General features: G+C 58.3%; 17 protein-coding genes. 6 read left to right on the top strand and 11 right to left on the bottom strand.

The genetic code is table 11. From position 1 onward, the window contains the following. Positions 1–851: YihY/virulence factor BrkB family protein (locus AC1DH9_RS04770; RefSeq protein WP_477807865.1), on the bottom strand; the 851-nt coding region annotated here is incomplete at its 3' end. Between the two features lie 178 nt (positions 852–1,029). Then, a complete protein-coding gene (locus AC1DH9_RS04775; protein WP_427532081.1) occupies positions 1,030–1,221 on the bottom strand; it encodes a CsbD family protein in 192 nt (63 codons plus the stop codon). 197 nt (positions 1,222–1,418) lie between these two features. Here AC1DH9_RS04775 and AC1DH9_RS04780 point away from each other — a divergent pair, with 197 nt between their 5' ends. Continuing rightward, the gene (locus AC1DH9_RS04780) at positions 1,419–1,796 is read left to right on the top strand and encodes a hypothetical protein (protein ID WP_071553721.1); all 378 of its coding nucleotides are present in this window, start codon (positions 1,419–1,421) and stop codon (positions 1,794–1,796) included. Between the two features lie 51 nt (positions 1,797–1,847). Here AC1DH9_RS04780 and fadD1 read toward each other — a convergent pair whose 3' ends face one another. Both fadD1 and fadD2 read right to left on the bottom strand, forming a co-directional pair. Next, positions 1,848–3,548 carry a long-chain-fatty-acid--CoA ligase FadD1 gene (fadD1, locus tag AC1DH9_RS04785; RefSeq protein ID WP_427536043.1) on the bottom strand — a complete coding sequence of 567 codons (1,701 nt, stop codon included), beginning with the start codon at positions 3,546–3,548 and terminating at the stop codon, positions 1,848–1,850. 354 nt (positions 3,549–3,902) lie between these two features. After that, on the bottom strand, positions 3,903–5,591 hold the full coding sequence (gene fadD2 / locus AC1DH9_RS04790) for a long-chain-fatty-acid--CoA ligase FadD2 (protein WP_427536045.1): 1,689 nt from the start codon (positions 5,589–5,591) through the stop codon (positions 3,903–3,905). 228 nt (positions 5,592–5,819) lie between these two features. Here fadD2 and AC1DH9_RS04795 point away from each other — a divergent pair, with 228 nt between their 5' ends. Together AC1DH9_RS04795 and AC1DH9_RS04800 are read left to right on the top strand one after the other, a co-directional pair. Continuing rightward, positions 5,820–6,764, top strand: a complete 945-nt coding sequence (locus AC1DH9_RS04795) for a lysophospholipase (RefSeq protein WP_477807866.1) — start codon at positions 5,820–5,822, stop codon at positions 6,762–6,764. Positions 6,765–6,949: 185 nt separating this feature from the next. Further along, the gene (locus AC1DH9_RS04800; protein ID WP_054593675.1) at positions 6,950–7,420 is read left to right on the top strand and encodes a MaoC family dehydratase; all 471 of its coding nucleotides are present in this window, start codon (positions 6,950–6,952) and stop codon (positions 7,418–7,420) included. A gap of 65 nt (positions 7,421–7,485) precedes the next feature. On the opposite strand, the gene AC1DH9_RS04805 is transcribed toward AC1DH9_RS04800, so the two are convergent. Further along, positions 7,486–7,953 carry a ferritin-like domain-containing protein gene (locus tag AC1DH9_RS04805; protein WP_427536049.1) on the bottom strand — a complete coding sequence of 156 codons (468 nt, stop codon included), beginning with the start codon at positions 7,951–7,953 and terminating at the stop codon, positions 7,486–7,488. 203 nt (positions 7,954–8,156) lie between these two features. Between AC1DH9_RS04805 and AC1DH9_RS04810 the strand changes: the two genes are divergently transcribed. Together AC1DH9_RS04810 and AC1DH9_RS04815 are read left to right on the top strand one after the other, a co-directional pair. Next, positions 8,157–8,393, top strand: a complete 237-nt coding sequence (locus AC1DH9_RS04810) for a DUF3820 family protein (protein ID WP_427536051.1) — start codon at positions 8,157–8,159, stop codon at positions 8,391–8,393. Between the two features lie 21 nt (positions 8,394–8,414). Continuing rightward, positions 8,415–9,596, top strand: coding sequence for an aminotransferase class V-fold PLP-dependent enzyme (locus AC1DH9_RS04815; RefSeq protein ID WP_427536053.1), 1,182 nt, complete (start codon positions 8,415–8,417; stop codon positions 9,594–9,596). A 24-nt stretch (positions 9,597–9,620) separates the two neighbouring features. Here the strand turns inward: AC1DH9_RS04815 and AC1DH9_RS04820 are convergent, their stop codons facing one another. The 4 genes from AC1DH9_RS04820 to zwf form a co-directional block, all read right to left on the bottom strand. Beyond that, positions 9,621–10,346, bottom strand: coding sequence for an intradiol ring-cleavage dioxygenase (locus tag AC1DH9_RS04820; RefSeq protein ID WP_477807867.1), 726 nt, complete (start codon positions 10,344–10,346; stop codon positions 9,621–9,623). Positions 10,347–10,702: 356 nt separating this feature from the next. Continuing rightward, the gene (locus tag AC1DH9_RS04825; protein WP_477806164.1) at positions 10,703–11,368 is read right to left on the bottom strand and encodes a bifunctional 4-hydroxy-2-oxoglutarate aldolase/2-dehydro-3-deoxy-phosphogluconate aldolase; all 666 of its coding nucleotides are present in this window, start codon (positions 11,366–11,368) and stop codon (positions 10,703–10,705) included. 17 nt (positions 11,369–11,385) lie between these two features. Beyond that, positions 11,386–12,099: a 6-phosphogluconolactonase gene (gene pgl, locus AC1DH9_RS04830; protein ID WP_427532094.1), complete on the bottom strand. Its 714-nt coding sequence runs from the start codon at positions 12,097–12,099 to the stop codon at positions 11,386–11,388. Beyond that, on the bottom strand, positions 12,086–13,555 hold the full coding sequence (gene zwf, locus AC1DH9_RS04835) for a glucose-6-phosphate dehydrogenase (protein WP_477807868.1): 1,470 nt from the start codon (positions 13,553–13,555) through the stop codon (positions 12,086–12,088). The genes pgl and zwf overlap by 14 nt, the downstream gene beginning before the upstream one ends. Positions 13,556–13,761: 206 nt before the next feature. Between zwf and AC1DH9_RS04840 the strand changes: the two genes are divergently transcribed. Continuing rightward, positions 13,762–14,622: a MurR/RpiR family transcriptional regulator gene (locus AC1DH9_RS04840; protein WP_173859948.1), complete on the top strand. Its 861-nt coding sequence runs from the start codon at positions 13,762–13,764 to the stop codon at positions 14,620–14,622. A 150-nt stretch (positions 14,623–14,772) separates the two neighbouring features. Here the strand turns inward: AC1DH9_RS04840 and AC1DH9_RS04845 are convergent, their stop codons facing one another. Both AC1DH9_RS04845 and AC1DH9_RS04850 read right to left on the bottom strand, forming a co-directional pair. Further along, complete coding sequence (locus tag AC1DH9_RS04845; protein WP_477807869.1) at positions 14,773–15,627, bottom strand: D-hexose-6-phosphate mutarotase; 855 nt, start codon at positions 15,625–15,627, stop codon at positions 14,773–14,775. Between the two features lie 127 nt (positions 15,628–15,754). Continuing rightward, positions 15,755–16,559, bottom strand: an 805-nt coding sequence (locus tag AC1DH9_RS04850; protein ID WP_477807870.1) for a carbohydrate porin, incomplete at its 5' end; no start/stop codon positions are given.

Genomic DNA, 16,559 nt, shown 5'->3' on the forward strand with positions numbered 1-16,559 from the left:
GGATGCTTGCCTTCGCTCGACATGTGATCGATCACCGCATTCATTTCCGCGCCGAGCAACAGCACTGCAGCGGAAATATAGAAGTACAGCAACAACACGATAATCGCGCCGATACTGCCATACATGGCATTGTAGTTGGCGAAGGTCTTGACGTAGTAACCAAAACCCAGCGAAGCGACGATCCACACCACCACCGCCAGCACCGAGCCCGGCGTGATGAAGCGAAACCGCTGTTTCACATCAGGCATCACGTAATAAATCAACGCAACCGCAACCATCAGCAAAATGACGATCACCGGCCAGCGCAGTATCGTCCACAACGTGACGATGAATTCTTCCATGCCGATCTGCGACGCAATCCATTCCATCACCTGCGGGCCGAGCACCATCAAGGCCGCAGCGACCAGCAGCATGCCGGCAACGCCAACGGTATAGAAAATCGACAGCGGGAAACGCTTCCAGATCGGCCGGCCTTCGACCACATCGTAGGCCGCGTTCATCGCGCTCATCATCAGCCGCACACCCGCCGAGGCGGTCCACAGGGCGATGACGATACCCACCGAAAGCAATCCACCCTTCGATTGCTGGAGCTGGTCGATCACCGGGTTCACTTGCTCCAGCGCTTGCGGCGGCAATACCAGCTCTGACTGAAGGCGCAGCCAGGAAAAGAAATCCGGCAGGTGCAGGAAACCGATCAGGGCAATCAGGAACAGAATGAAGGGAAACAGCGAGAACAGCATCTGATAGGCCAGCGCCGAGGCATACGTCGACATCTCGTCATTAATAAACTCGGTGACGGTGCGCATCATCACGCGGTGCAAGGGCAAGCCTTTCAACTCCGGGAACATCATAGCGTCTCCTTTCGCCGCAAAAGGGTTGAAGTCGGGAGCGACTCAGGGGCCGTTTTCTACATCAAAGTAACCTACTTGGCGACCTTGGAACAATTTCGGGGAAAATGAACAATAAAAGTCGACATAAAAACGGCCATCCGTGGATGGCCGTCGCGGTGTATTAACGCGGGCTATCGGATCAGGCTTTATCGATGGTTTTCTTGATCGCATCTTTGGCCTTGCCGAGCGCTTGCTGGGCTTCGCCTTTCTTCTCCTGAAGCTTGCCTTCGGCTCGCAACTTGGGATTGTCGGTGGCTTTACCCACACCTTGCTTGACGTTGCCGACCGCTTCGTTGGCCAGGCCTTTAACTTTATCGCCAGTGCTGCTCATGGTATTTCTCCTGTGAACACTCAAAGGTCAGTGACTACGTAGAGGTTGACCTGAGGACGTTGCACAGAGTTTCATTTATTTTCGCCCGGTCATTTCATCAGCACATGCAGGTTGGGCTTTATGTTTGCGGGCTTTGCCCCGAGAATGCGCAACGTATTCAGGCCGTGGCGCTGAAGATCCAATCCCGTAGGAACGTTATGAAACTCGATAAAAAGCAGGCCATTGCCCGCAGAAACCAGGAACTCGGCGGTGCAGTGCTTGGCGTCAACAACTGCCATTTCACCGAATTGAACCGCAACCGCAATATCTGGTGGTTTGATATCCCGGTTGCGCGCCTGGCCATTGGTCAGTACGAGTGGGTTCACCTGCTGATGCATACACCCGCCACCGACGAACTGCTGCACCTGAAAGTGCCGACGGTGTTCCTGCGCGAGAAACTCGAAGGCCTGGTGGTGCGCAATGAAGGCAAGCGCAAGGCGGCCCTGAGCCTGGAACTGAGTGCCGACAAGGACTCGTACCTTCAGGACATGCGCCCGGCTGGCACCAACGTCAATTTCGCGCAGTTCCGCCTCTGACAGCAAAAGATCTGAAGAAACAAAAAGCCCCGCATCTGCGGGGCTTTTGTTTTATGCGCTGACCTTCTTCAAGCCAAGTTTCTTCAGCTCTTCGTCACGCAGTTCGCGGCGCAGGATCTTGCCGACGTTGGTGGTCGGTAGCGCATCGCGGAACTCGATGGCTTTCGGCACTTTGTAACCGGTGACATTGGCACGCATGTGTGTCATCACCTGCTCTTTGGTCAGGGTTACCCCCGGTTTGGCGACGATGAAAATCTTGATCGCCTCGCCCGACTTCTCGTCCGGTATACCAATGGCTGCGCATTGCAGTACGCCCGGCAAGGTCGCCAGTACGTCTTCGAGCTCGTTCGGATAGACGTTGAAACCGGAGACCAGAATCATGTCTTTCTTGCGATCGACAATGCGCATGTAGCCGTCTGGCTGGATCAGCGCGATGTCACCGGTCTTCAACCAGCCTTCGCTGTCCAGGATTTCGTCGGTGGCTTCCTGGCGCTGCCAGTAGCCTTTCATCACTTGCGGACCTTTCACGCACAGCTCACCGATTTCTCCCACAGGCTGTTCAACGCCGGCATCGTCGATGACTTTGCACAGGGTCGACGGAACCGGAATACCGATCGTCCCCAACTGAATGTTCTGGTTTGGATTGACGGTGGCTACCGGGCTGGTTTCGGTCATGCCGTAACCTTCACAGATGGCGCATCCGGTGACGGCTTTCCAGCGTTCGGCAGCGGCCAGTTGCAGGGCCATGCCACCGGACAGGGTGATTTTCAGGCCTGAGAAGTCCAGTTTGCGGAACGCTTCGTTGTTGCACAGCGCCACGAACAAGGTGTTCAGGCCGACGAAACCACTGAACTTCCACTTCGACAGCTCCTTGACCATCGCCGACAGGTCGCGCGGGTTGCTGATCAGGATGTTGTGGTTGCCGATCAGCATCATCGCCATGCAATGAAAGGTGAAGGCATAGATGTGGTACAGCGGCAACGGCGTGATGAGGATTTCGCACCCTTCATTCAGGTTGGACCCCATCAGCGCCCGGCACTGCATCATGTTCGCCACCAGGTTGCGGTGGGTCAGCATTGCACCCTTGGCCACGCCGGTGGTGCCGCCGGTGTATTGCAGCACGGCAACGTCGCTGCTGGCCGGGTTGGCTTCGGTCACCGGCTGGCCGTGGCCTTTGCTCAACACCTCATTGAACTTGACGGCCTTGGGCAGGTGATAAGCCGGGACCATCTTCTTCACGTACTTGATGACGCTGTTGATCAGCAGGCGCTTGAGCGGTGGCAGCAGGTCGGCCACTTCGGTGACGATGACGTGCTTGACGCCCGTCTTGGGCACCACGGCCTCGGCCAGGTGCGCCATGTTCGCCAGGCACACCAGCGCCTTGGCGCCGGAATCGTTGAATTGGTGTTCCATTTCCCGCGCGGTGTACAGCGGGTTGGTGTTGACCACGATCAAGCCGGCACGGATGGCACCAAATACGGCGATCGGGTATTGCAGCAGGTTTGGCAGTTGTACGGCAATTCGATCGCCCGGCTGCAAATCGGTATGCTGTTGCAGGTAAGCGGCAAAAGCACCGGACAATTCGTACAGCTCACCGTAGGTGAGTGTCTTGCCGAGGTTACTAAAGGCCGGTTTGTTAGCGAAGCGTTGGCAGGATTGCTTTAACACTGCCTGAATATTCGGATACTCGTCTGGATTGATTTCGGCAGCAATTCCAGCTGGGTACTTATCCTTCCAAAAGTCTTCGATCATGGAAGCCCACTCCTCAGCAACGCGAATTCTTCACCGCATTTGATGCGATTATTATTGGTGTGTGTTTTTGGTGAATCCGGCGTTCTACCCTGGCCGGGAAGTCACAAAGCGCGCCGAGAGTAGCAGCTTTGCCAAGGCCCTACTAGAGCCAAAAGAAGCCCATACAGTCACCTTAATGACTCAAGACTATCAAATGGTCAATTTTAGAGCAAAAATTCTATAACGCCTTAAACCCCTCTGGAACAGGCGTCTCCCCCCTAAAAGCATCGCGGGCAAGCCCGCTCCCACAAGGTCAGCATTGACCCCTGTGGGAGCGGGCTTGCCCGCGAATGCGCGAAGCGCAGCCTTCAGGTATCAAGCGATATCGCGCAGCTCCCGTCGCAGGATCTTGCCCACCGGCGTCATCGGCAGCGACTCACGCAGCACAATGTGCTTGGGCACCTTGTAGGCGGTGAAGTTTTCCTTGCAGTAGGCCTTCAGCTCTTCAAGGCTGACCCCCGCTTCACGCGCCACCACGAAGAGCTTCACCGCTTCCCCGGAGCGTTCGTCCGGCACGCCGATCACCGCGCAGTTGGCGACTTTCGGGTGCGCCATGACCACGTCCTCGATTTCGTTCGGGTACACGTTGAAACCCGAGACGATGATCATGTCTTTCTTGCGATCGACAATCCGTACGAACCCGTCCGGGTCGATCACCGCAATGTCGCCAGACTTGAACCAGCCCTCGGCATCCAGCACCTCGGCAGTGGCTTCGGGCTTCTGCCAGTAGCCTTTCATGATTTGCGGGCCCTTGATGCACAACTCGCCGCGCTCGCCCAAGGGCTGTTCGACACCGTCATCATTGATGACTTTCAACGTGGTGCCCGGCACCGGCAGGCCGACCGTGCCAATGCGTGACTTGTCGCCATACGGATTGGTGCAGGCCACTGGCGAGGTTTCGGTCAAGCCGTAGCCTTCGGTGATCCGGCAACCGGTTATCTGCTCCCAGCGTTCGGCGGTGGCCTTGACCAGTGCGGTGCCGCCGGAGTTGGTGAGTTTGAGGCTGGAGAAGTCCAGGGTCTTGAAGTCCGGATGATCCATCAGCGCGACGAACAGCGTGTTGAGCCCCAGCAGCGCCGAGAACCGCCAGTTTTTCAGCTCTTTGATGAAGCCGGCGATATCCCGTGGATTGGTGATCAACACATTGTGGTTGCCGGTCACCATCATGCACATGCAGTTCGCCGTGAAGGCATAGATATGGTACAGCGGCAGCGGCGCGATCATCACTTCCTGGCCTTCGCGCAACAGCGGTTTGCCATCGCTGCCGAACTGGCCGAGGCAAGCCCGGGCCTGCTGCATGTTGGCGACCAGATTGCCGTGGGTCAGCATCGCGCCCTTGGCCAGCCCGGTAGTGCCGCCGGTGTATTGCAGCACGGCGACATCGTCGAGGCTGACCTTCAATGGCTTGATGCCTTGACCGCGACCCAGGTGCAACGCGCTCTTGAAGGAAATCGCCTGCGGCAGGTCATAAGTCGGGACCATCTTCTTGACCTTGTCGACCACGGTATTGATCAACCAGCCCTTGGCGGTCGGCATCAGGTCGCCCATCTTCGCTTCGATCAGGTACTGAATCTCGGTGTCGGGCAGTACTTCCTGGACCTTCTGCCCGAACATGTTCAGGTACACCAGCGCCCGGGCACCGGAGTCCTTGAACTGGTGACGCATCTCACGCGCGGTGTACAGCGGGTTGGTGTTGACCACAATCAGCCCGGCTCGCAACGCGCCGAACACGGCAATCGGGTAATGCAGGACATTGGGCATCTGCACCGCGATGCGATCACCGGGCAGCAGGTCGGTCTGTGTTTGCAGGTAGCCAGCGAACGCCGCGCTGTAGCGCTCAAGTTCGGCATAGGTGAGCGTCACACCCATATTGCTGAACGCCGGACGGTCAGCGAATTTCTTGCAGGAACGCTCGAACACCTCGATCACCGACTTGTAGGCACCCGGTTCGATATCATTGGGTACGCCGGCCGGGCGTTTGTCATTCCAGAAATCAGGTTGCATTGTACTTGTCCTCTTTACCTGAGCGAATCCGGGCCGCCTCTCCGTGACGCTGAAAAGCGGGGCTTCTGGGACACTAGCAGCTATGGTGATTCAGGCAAATATACGCACCGGCCTCATTGACAGCGTGAATCTTGCTGCTGAGGGATACCCACATCGCACGCCCTGCGGTTGATGAGCTATACAATGCAACGACGCCGCGCCTAAACAAAACCGTGCAAAGGAATCGCCATGATCCACGACACATTCTGGTTGACCGCGAGCGATCACAGTCGACTTTTCGTCAACCAGTGGCTGCCTGAAGGCTCGCTGAAGGCGGTGATTCTGCTGTCCCACGGTATGGCCGAACACAGCGGTCGTTACGCCCGGCTGGCGCAGGCTTTATGTGCCGAGGGTTATGGCGTCTATGCGCTGGACCAGCGCGGCCATGGCAAAACCGCCGAACACGGTGTGCTCGGGCATTTTGCGGACAAGGACGGTTGGCTCAAAGTGGTCGGAGACCTGGCCAGCCTTAACCAACACATCGGCCAACACCATCCGGGCGTGCCGATCGTGCTGCTGGGCCACAGCATGGGCAGTTACATCGCTCAGGCGTACCTGCTGCATCACAGCGCCAGCCTGCACGCTGCCGTGCTCAGTGGCTCGAACTTCCAGCCCGTCGCGCTCTACCGAATAGCGCGCCTGATTGCGCGTTTCGAAYGCTGGCGCCAGGGGCCTACCGGTCGCAGTGCATTGATCGAGTGGTTGTCGTTCGGTTCATTCAACAAGCCCTTCAAGCCTCATCGCACCCGGTTTGACTGGCTCAGCCGCGACCCGGACGAAGTCGACAAGTACGTCCACGACCCGCTCTGCGGCTACCGTTGTACCAATCAGCTGTGGATCGACCTGCTCGGCGGCTTGCAGCAAATCAGCAAAGCGTCCAATCTCGCGGAGATCGATCCGGGCCTGCCGTTGCTGGTGATCGGTGGTGAATGTGATCCGGTGAGCGAAGGCAAACGTCTCAAGGCTCTGGCCGACGCACTGCGCGGCGCCGGCAACCAGTGCATGCAACTGAATATCTACCCGCAAGCCCGGCACGAACTGTTCAACGAGAGCAACCGCGATGAAGTGACCGCGGACCTGCTCAAATGGCTGGCTGAGGCACTGAGCCATCGCCGGCCACCCCGAACCGAATAATGTTTGGTTAGGGTCTGTACGAAAACTAGCCGAGCGGCGATCAGGCAAGGCAAAAACAGGCGAGGAAGCGGAGTTTAGGCCTCTAAATGAGCATTCCGAGCCTGTTTTTAACGCAGCCTGGTCGACGCGCAGGCAGTTTTCGTACAGAGCCTATTTCACTTAACTCGTCACAGGATTCAAGACATATGACCCAGGTTACCAATACCCCGTACGAAGCCCTCGAAGTCGGCCAGACCGCCAGCTACAGCAAGACCGTCGAGGAACGCGATATTCAGCTGTTCGCGGCGATGTCCGGAGACCACAACCCGGTGCACCTGGACCCCGAGTTTGCGGCAGCGAGCATGTTCAAGGAACGCATCGCCCACGGCATGTTCAGCGGTGCGCTGATCAGCGCCGCTGTCGCCTGCGAGCTGCCTGGACCGGGGACTATTTATATCGGTCAGCAAATGAGCTTTCAGAAGCCGGTAAAAATCGGCGACACCCTGACCGTACGCCTGGAAATCCTCGAAAAACTGCCGAAATTCCGCGTGCGCATCGCCACTCGGGTATTCAACCAGCGCGATGAGCTGGTCGTGGACGGCGAGGCCGAGATCCTCGCACCACGCAAGCAACAGACCGTGACCTTGCCGACATTGCCCGCTATCAGCATCGGCTGATCGCAAGGCCCCAAAAGATCGTCCGCGTTCGGACGATCTTTTGATCTCAGGCGTTTTTGACAACCTTACGAGCGGGCGCGAGCCTGGTTACGCAAGGCTTTGACCTGATCGTGATTGCGTTGCGCACCGTGATACTGACGTTCGACCAGATCACGAATCCCCACCAGATTGTGTTTGTTGATCTTCTCCATCGCTGCCTTGTAAGCCTTCAGGGCATGGTCCTCGCCACGCTCGGCTTCGTTGAGCACCGCTTCTTCGTCCTTGCCGGTGACCAATGATTTGAGGTCAACCCAACGACGATGCAAATCACCGCTGACGCTGGTTTTGGTCTCGGGATCGCCGCCCATCGAACGCACGGTGCCTTGAAGTTCGGCAACGGCAGCGGCGCAGTCGGCAGCGCGTTTGACAAACAGTGCCTTGAGTTCAGGCTGTTTGATGTCCTGGGCGCAGGTCTTGAAACCTTCCTGACCGTCCTTGCTGGTCTCGATCAGGTCGTTCAGGACTGAAATCGCTTCTTTATTAATGTCGGTCATTTTTCAATTCCTCGTGGGTTGAGAGAGCCGCATAAGGTGTTGCATCACGTGTGCCAGCCCTTGAATTGAAGTTTTTACGATAAATTTCAATATGTTAACTTTTAGCCAAACATCTGCATCCGAGTTATTTGCATGATCTGTCAATTGGCCTGCATGCAGAATGCCTGTATTTTCCAGACTGTTTGAATCAAGACGACCGATCGATGAATCCCGAAAAGCTTGAACTGCTGGTCACCCGCGAAATGCCCTTCGGCAAATACAAGGGTCGCATCATTGCCGACCTGCCCGGCCAATACCTGAACTGGTTCGCCCGCGAGGGTTTCCCCCACGGCGAACTGGGTGGCTTGCTGGCCCTGATGCAGGAAATCGATCACAACGGCCTGTCCGACTTGCTCGACCCGCTGCGCACCAAACATGGCAAACCCAAGCCACGCCACTGAACCACAGAACGAGTCGCCCCCATGCCCGAAAACACGCGCCGCGCCCTTGATGAAGCTTTTTGGCAAACGTTCGCCGACCGCTACGAAGTCCAGCCAGGTCCGATCAATCTGGAGAATGGTTACTTCGGCCGCATGTCGCGTACCGTGGTCGAGGAGTACCAACGCAACATCGAGCTCATCAACCGCAGCAACTCGGTGCATGTGCGCCAGCGTTTCGAAAAACTCGAAAGCGTGAAAATACGCGGGCAACTGGCCGAGCTCTTGCAGGTACCCGCCGAAGCGGTAGCCCTGACACGCAACGCCTCGGACGCACTGCAATCGCTGATTCGCAACTACAACGGCTTGCAACCGGGCGATCAGGTACTGCTGTGCGATCTGGAATACGACACGGTCAAAAGTGCGATGCGCTGGCTGGCTCGCTATCGCGGTGTCGAAGTGATCGAGATCGAGCATGCTCATCCCGCCAGCTTCGAGACGTTGGTGGCGACCTACCGCGAGGCGTTCGTGCGTTATCCACGGCTCAAGCTGATGGCACTGACCCACGTCACCCATCGCACCGGCCTGGTGATGCCGGTCAAGGCGATCGCCGCCGCAGCCAAAGAGCACGGGATCGACGTGATCCTCGACGGCGCCCACGCCCTCGGCCAGATCGAATTCAACCTCGATGACCTGGGCATCTCTTTTGCCGGCTACAACCTGCACAAATGGATCGGTGCACCGTTGACCCTGGGGTTCATCTACATCGCACCACAGCGTCTGCCCGATATCGATCCGGACATGGACGAGTTTCACTTTCCGCTCACCGACATCCGCTCGCGCACGCCTTACAGTACGCCAAACATTCCGGCGTTACTGACCTTGCCGCTGGTGTTCGAAGAACATCGCTCCATCGGTGGCGCAGCCGCCAAGGGTGCACGGCTTAACTACCTGCGCAATCTGTGGGTCAAGGCTGTTCGCGATGTGCAGGGCATTGAAGTCATGACCCCGGATGATCCGCGCCTGTATTGCGGCATCACCTCGATGCGCTTCACCCGACATGCCGACCAGCAAGCGATGGTCGAGCGCCTGCTCAATGACTACAACCTGTTCACCGTGACCCGCAACGGTTCGGCGTGCGGCAGCTGTATTCGCATCACACCGGGCCTGACCAACACCTCACAGGAAATGCAGCTGCTGGCTCAGGCCCTGATCGAGCTGAGTTGAGGTGATGAACACCGAGGCTGGTGTTCACRCGGTATAGATGTCGAAGTCTTCGGGCTTGATCTGCGCAGACATCGCGCGCTTGTCGATCCCGATGGTCAACTGCCCGAAATAGCCGTCTTCCCAGGAATCACGGGCAATGGTGTGGATTTTCAGTATCGAGTCTTCCCCATGCATTTGGGTAAAAAGCTCATCCTGATCGTTGCGCAGCGGCGAAATGCTCCGCCCACTGTAATCTTTAGCATTCAGCACCGAACGTGACGTCACCTCGGGAAGGTACAGCTGGCCGACCCAGGCAACATGCCGCGCCTCCAGATGATTGCTGCCGGTAACGATTCGAACGGCAACATGGATGTGCACGCTGCGCCCCGCATAAAACCCCGGATAAATCGTGGTAAACCTGACGACGCCTTTGCGATCGGTGAATTGCCCACCGCGCAAATAAGTGTCGTCATCGGTACGCGGAACCGAGCCGATATCGCCGACATCGACCTCTTTGTCCGGATTGATCTTGCTCCAGCCCGAATAGGCCCCTCGTGCATTGCATTGCCAGATATCCACCAGGGCATCCGTCACCGGTTCGCAGGTGCTGGCGTCGACAATGCTCAGTTTGAGCAGCAAGGGAATGCCATTGGCACCTTCACTGATGTTCCTTCGGATCAACCTGGGGTTTCTGAAGTACGGGCCGGCAATCTGTTCGGGAGCCAATAAACAGATTGGCCCGGTTGCCTTGGTTGTTGCGTGTTCTTCCATGAGTCGCTTTCCTCCATAAGTTGCTCGAAGGATAAACAGATCTCCGGGATGGGTTGCGGTAACTATGTATGCCGCTATAGGCGTTCCAACTCCCCGTAGCAGCTGTCGAGCCCGCGAGGCTGCGTTAGAGGCGGACCGCGTTCGGGCGAAGTCCTCGCAAATCCTGCGAATGCGGTTTGCCTGGAAGAATCCGCCGCCTGATTTTACGACTGCTGCGCAGCCTCGCAGGCTCGACAGCTGCTACAGGGCCGCCGCTTTTCCGCAGGCAAAAAAAAACGGCGCACTGACCAAGTGCGCCGTAAAGCCGTAGAACACAACTACAACGATTCTGCGTAGAAAAAAGCCGGTAAAACCAATCAGTCCAGCAGGGCCAGCGCCTCGGCGGTGCACTCCTGAATACGTGCCCAGTCGCCGTTCTTGATCCACTCCGGATCAAGCATCCAGCTACCGCCAACGCACATCACGTTTTTCAGTGCCATGTAACTCTTGATGTTGGCAGGGCCAACACCGCCAGTCGGGCAGAAGCGCACTTCGCCGAACGGGCCGCCAAGGGCCTTGATCGCTGCCACGCCACCGCTGACTTCCGCCGGGAACAACTTGAAGCGGCGATAGCCCAGGGCGTAGCCCTCCATGATTCCGGAGGCGTTGCTGATGCCCGGCAACAGCGGAATCGGGCTGGCGACGCTGGCTTCCAGCAGATCGCGGGTTATGCCCGGGGTCACGATGAACTGCGAACCGGCAGCTTCAGCGACGGCCAGCATGTTGCGATCGAGCACGGTGCCAGCACCGGTGACCAGCTCTGGACGCTGCTCACGCAGAACCTGGATGGCCTTGAGGCCGAACTGCGAACGCAGGGTCACTTCCAGGGCCGTCAACCCACCTGCGGCAAGGGCATCAGCCAGTGGCAGAATGTCTTGCTCGCGGGCAATGGTGATCACCGGCAGAATCCGCGCCTTGACGCAGAGGCTGTCGATCAGGGCAACTTTGTCCGCCATGGAAACGGTCGGTTGAGTGTTTGTCATAGCGGCTGATCCTTGGTTCATGGGCACCAGTAAATCTCTAACGTGGGTTTCAGAAACGCACGAATCGGCATTGCGGCGACATCGTCACCGGCCAGTGCGGCACTCAGGGTAGTCAACTTGGACTGACCGGAAATCGATAGCACGGTGAACTTTGCCGACGCCAGCAGCGCACGACTCATGGTCAGGCGCTGATGTGGCACCGTCGGCGCCAGCATCGGCCAGCAACGGCGAGTGCCGTCGGGCCGCAAGGCTTCGGCGAGGTTCGGGCTGTTGGGGAACAGCGAGGCGGTGTGACCGTCGTCGCCCATCCCCAGCACCAGCGCGTCGATTGCCGGCAACTCGGCGAGCAAGCGATCGGCCTGCTCGGCAGCCTGTTCAAGGTTGGCAGTGGCGCTGTAGAGGCTGAGGAACTTCGCCTTGGCTGCCGGGCCTTGCAACAGGTAGCGCTTGAGCAGACCGGCATTGCTGTCGGCATGTTCCACCGGTACCCAGCGCTCGTCCGCCAGGGTCACCACGACCTTGGACCAGTCCAGCGCCTGCTTGGCCAGGTGCTGGAAAAACGCCACCGGGCTGCGTCCGCCGGAGACTACCAGCGTCGCGGCGCCTCGGGCATCGATAGCGTCGCTGAGTTGCTTGGCCACCTTCAGTGCCAAGCCTTCGGCCAGCAACACCGGGCTGCGAAACTCATGAGCGCTGACGCCCTGAGGCAGTTTGAATTCAGATATCGCCATACCACGACCTCCCGTCCCGCGTGATCAGTGCAATGGAACTCATCGGTCCCCAGGAGCCCGCCGCATACGGCTTGGGCGCATCACCGGATTTCTTCCACCCGGCGATCAACTGGTCACACCACTTCCACGCGGCTTCGATTTCATCTTTACGGACAAACAGGTTCTGATTGCCACGCATCACTTCCAGCAACAACCGCTCGTAGGCATCGGGGATCCGCGCGCTGCGATAAGTATCGGAAAAATTCAGCTGCAACGGACCGCTACGCAGCTGCATGCCCTTGTCCAGGCCTTGTTCCTTGGTCATCACGCGCAAGGAAATACCTTCGTCCGGTTGCAGGCGGATGATCAGCTTGTTGCTGATCTGCAAGCGCTGCTCGGGAGCGAAGATGTAGTGCGACGGTTCCTTGAAGTGGATGACGATCTGCGACAGTTTCTGCGGCATGCGTTTACCGGTACGCAGGTAAAACGGCACGCCCGCCCAACGCCAGTTGCGGATGTCGGCACGCAGGGCGACGAAGGTTTCGGTATCGCTCTGGGTGTTGGAGTTCTCCTCCTCCAGGTAACCCGGCACCGACTTGCCTTCGCTGTGACCGGCTATGTACTGGCCGCGCACCACCTGGGTGGTCAGGCCTTCCGGACTGATCGGCGCCAGCGCCTTGAGCACTTTGACTTTCTCGTCACGGATGCTGTCAGCCGAAAGATCCGCTGGCGGGTCCATGGCGATCAGGCACAGCAACTGCAGCAAGTGGTTCTGAATCATGTCGCGCAGTTGGCCGGCCTTGTCGAAGTAGCCCCAACGGCCCTCGATCCCGACTTTCTCGGCGACGGTGATTTCCACGTGGGAAATGTAGTTCTGGTTCCACTGGGTTTCGAACAGGCTGTTGSCGAAACGCAGGGCGATCAGGTTCTGGACCGTCTCTTTGCCCAGGTAGTGGTCGATACGGTACGTGCGGTTTTCCGGGAAGTACCGCGCCACGGCGTCGTTGACCTTGCGCGACGACTCGAGGTCCGAACCGATCGGCTTTTCCAGCACCACACGGGTGTTTTCGCTCAGGCCGACCTTCGCCAGGTTCTCGCAAATCGCGCCGTACACCGCAGCGGGCGTCGCGAAGTAGGCAATCATCCGCTGCGCCGAACCGGCCAGCTCGGCCAGGGCGACGTAGTCGTCAGACTTGAGGAAGTCGACATGCAGGTACGTCAGGCGTGCCAGGAAGCGCTCGACCACGGCTTCGTCGAGTTCCTTGGCATCAACGTAATGGCGCAGTTCACGGGCAATAAAGGCCAGGTGCTCTTGCTCGCTGCCTGGTTCACGGGCCAGTGCGATAATGCGCGTGTCCTCGTGTAGCAGGCCAGCGCCATCGAGTTGGTACAAGGCAGGAAACAGCTTGCGAAGGGCCAGATCGCCCAAGGCGCCGAACAAGGCAAAGGTGCACGGTTCAACCGTAATCGAAGGCATGATGTTTGTTCTTTTATCAAGTTAAGCTACAAATACCTTTTTTTAAGGCATCGCTCAAGGAAAAATGTAGTAATAAACACAACATTTTTCCAAAATACAGATTCCGAGTGGTGGTCGGTCGGGGCCATCAGTAGGATAGGCCACCATTATGGGCCGCTTCACAGGCCCAATCTGCATAGCCGACCTAAGGAACATAAATGGACCGCGTGCGAAATTTACTGGAACAAATCCAGAATCGCCTTGCAGACCTGAACAAGGCCGAACGCAAGGTCGCCGAAGTGATCCTGCTCAACCCGCAGCAGGCCACTCGCTTCAGTATTGCCGCCCTCGCCCAGGCCGCCTCGGTCAGCGAGCCGACGGTCAACCGTTTCTGCCGTTCGTTCGGTGTCAGCGGCTACCCGGAACTCAAACTGCAACTGGCCCAAAGCCTGGCCAGCGGCGCGGCGTATGTCAGTCGCGCAGTGGAAGCCGACGACAATCCTGAAGCTTACACCCAGAAAATCTTTGGCAGCGCCATCGCATCGCTGGACAGCGCCTGTCAGGCTCTGGACCCGAACCTGATCAGCCGCGCCGTGGATTTGCTGATCCAGGCCCGGCAGATCCACTTCTTCGGCCTCGGCGCGTCAGCCCCGGTGGCGCTGGATGCGCAGCACAAGTTCTTCCGCTTCAACCTGGCGGTCACCGCCCACGCCGACGTGCTGATGCAGCGGATGATTGCCTCGGTGGCCCACACGGGCGAACTGTTCGTGATCATCTCCTACACCGGGCGCACCCGCGAACTGGTCGAGGTGGCGCGCATTGCCCGTGAGAACGGCGCCTCGGTGCTGGGTCTGACGGCCGAAGGTTCGCCACTGGCCAAGGCCAGCACCTTGAGCCTGAACATCCCGCTGCCGGAAGACACCGACATCTACATGCCGATGACGTCGCGGATCATCCAGCTGACCGTGCTCGACGTGCTCGCCACCGGCATGACCCTGCGCCGCGGCGTCGACTTCCAGCCGCACCTGCGCAAGATCAAGGAAAGCCTCAACGCCAGCCGGTATCCGATCGGGGATGAGTTCAGTTAGGCCAGAAGCTCTATTGGCTGTTATGGCCTCATCGCGAGCAGGCTCGCTCCCACATTGGATCTCGGTGTACACAGGATTTATGTTCACGCGGATCAAATGTGGGAGCGAGCCTGCTCGCGATGGCGCCAGCCGTAACAGCGCCATCTTGAACTAAGCTCCCATCCGCGCCTGCAAACTCAAATGTGCCCGCTCCCCCGGTGCCAGGCTCAGGCTATCGGTGCCTCCGCAGGCTGCCTCTACACAGACAAACTCCGAGACCTCATTCCAGCTCACTCCCAGCAGCGGCCGTGACCCCGGATGCCAGACCACGGTATCCGCGCTGTCGCCGGTGTCGATGCACAACTGGCGCTGCCAGGCGTGGTCCTTGAGCTGTAATTCGCCCTCGTGCTGGAACACCCGCTGACAGCCACCCTCCACCCGCAACTCGCCTTTTTGCTCGCAGAACTGGCGCTTGAGCTGGTCATAACCTTGCGCACCATCGAGTCCAGACAGCGCTATCTCGGCAACGTCGCCAATACGCCAATAGGCGTGCAACGCATGACTCAGCTGGCATGGCAGGCTGTCCTGATGCTCGGTGCTCAAGCGCAAATCCATGCGCTCACCCAAGTGCGCATGCAGGTCCACCTGCCAATCACACAGCTGCAATTGCCAATGCMGGCGCACGCCGTCGTCAGCGGTGCTGCTATCGATCAGCTTCCAGTCGATCAACCGCGCCCAACCATGGGACGGCCAGGCATTTTCGCTTGGATGACGGCCATACCACGGCCAGCACACCGGCACGCCACCGCGAATCGCCCCGACCTGCGGCCACTTCGCCGCGCACCAGAGCCAGGGCTTTTGACCCGTAGGCTGAAAATGCAGCAACTGCGCACCCTGACGACTGAACACCGCCTGACACAGCGGATGGTCGATCACCAGCACCTCACGCTGCTGATAGCGCTCCCAGGCAAACACCGGGCGCTCGCGCAGGGATTTGAAGAAGCGTTGTAGCGGATGCTCAAGCATGTGCCGCGGTCCTGAAAATCATTGCCATACCAATAGGAGCTACAGGGCTGCGCCGCCCCAAAAAAAAGCGGACAGCCTTGGCTGTCCGCAAAAATGCGCACATGGAGAGGAGCTTATCGCAACAGCGTTAGAACACCGACTGAATTTTCAAACCGGCCACCAGCGCGTTGTCGACTTCATCAACACCGCCCGGGTGAGTGATGTATTGCAGGTTAGGACGCACAGTCAGCCAGTTGGTAACGTGGAAACCGTAGTTGATCTCGTAGTTGTACTCGGTGGAACGCAGTGGCGAGAACAGCGGATTGTCGTAGTCGCTGACACCATTGGCGACGTTGAGCAACTCGGCGTTTTTCTTCACGTCATCGTTGACATGGATACGGGCAAAACCGATGCCGACGTCATCTTTTGGACGTGCGTCGAATGGGCCCTTGTACACAAACATCAGCGACTGGTAGTTGTCGACGAGGTTGGTGTCCTTGTCGTGGAAAGTAGCGTTGGCCGCGACGTTCAGACCGCGAGAAGCATCACCGTTGTGGGTGGTGAGTTGTTGCTGCGCCACAAACCAGTAGCCGTGCTTGCTGTCGTGGCTGCGGAAGGCCTTGCCTGTGGTCGCTGCATCATCGCCATTGTCGTCTTTACGGACGTCATTGGCGTCGGCAGTGCTCTTGTAGTAACCGACACGGTATTCGCCCGGCAGGTTGTTGACCTTCGGCGACCAGACCAGTTCGACCGGCAAGACGGTACCCTTGGTACCACTGCCGCTGAGCTTGAAGCCGTTACCGTGCTCCAGTTGCGATGGGTTCTGGTTGTACGCGCCGATCTGCGCATAGAACTCAGGCGTGATGTTGTACTTCACGCGAACCGCCGCCTGCATGACTGGCCAGTTGAACCAGATACCGGTCGCCCAGTTACCCGCCTGGGAGCCGCAGAAC

The organism is Pseudomonas sp. 05T35 (assembly GCF_056396605.1).

Excerpts from the sequence above, each read along its gene's own strand:
- AC1DH9_RS04775 (WP_427532081.1), bottom strand. The coding sequence starts at position 1,221 with ATGAGCAGCACTGGCGATAAAGTTAAAGGCCTGGCCAACGAAGCGGTC.
- AC1DH9_RS04780 (WP_071553721.1), top strand. The coding sequence starts at position 1,419 with ATGAAACTCGATAAAAAGCAGGCCATTGCCCGCAGAAACCAGGAACTC.
- fadD1 (WP_427536043.1), bottom strand. The coding sequence starts at position 3,548 with ATGATCGAAGACTTTTGGAAGGATAAGTACCCAGCTGGAATTGCTGCC.
- fadD2 (WP_427536045.1), bottom strand. The coding sequence starts at position 5,591 with ATGCAACCTGATTTCTGGAATGACAAACGCCCGGCCGGCGTACCCAAT.
- AC1DH9_RS04800 (WP_054593675.1), top strand. The coding sequence starts at position 6,950 with ATGACCCAGGTTACCAATACCCCGTACGAAGCCCTCGAAGTCGGCCAG.
- AC1DH9_RS04805 (WP_427536049.1), bottom strand. The coding sequence starts at position 7,953 with ATGACCGACATTAATAAAGAAGCGATTTCAGTCCTGAACGACCTGATC.
- AC1DH9_RS04810 (WP_427536051.1), top strand. The coding sequence starts at position 8,157 with ATGAATCCCGAAAAGCTTGAACTGCTGGTCACCCGCGAAATGCCCTTC.
- AC1DH9_RS04815 (WP_427536053.1), top strand. The coding sequence starts at position 8,415 with ATGCCCGAAAACACGCGCCGCGCCCTTGATGAAGCTTTTTGGCAAACG.
- AC1DH9_RS04825 (WP_477806164.1), bottom strand. The coding sequence starts at position 11,368 with ATGACAAACACTCAACCGACCGTTTCCATGGCGGACAAAGTTGCCCTG.
- pgl (WP_427532094.1), bottom strand. The coding sequence starts at position 12,099 with ATGGCGATATCTGAATTCAAACTGCCTCAGGGCGTCAGCGCTCATGAG.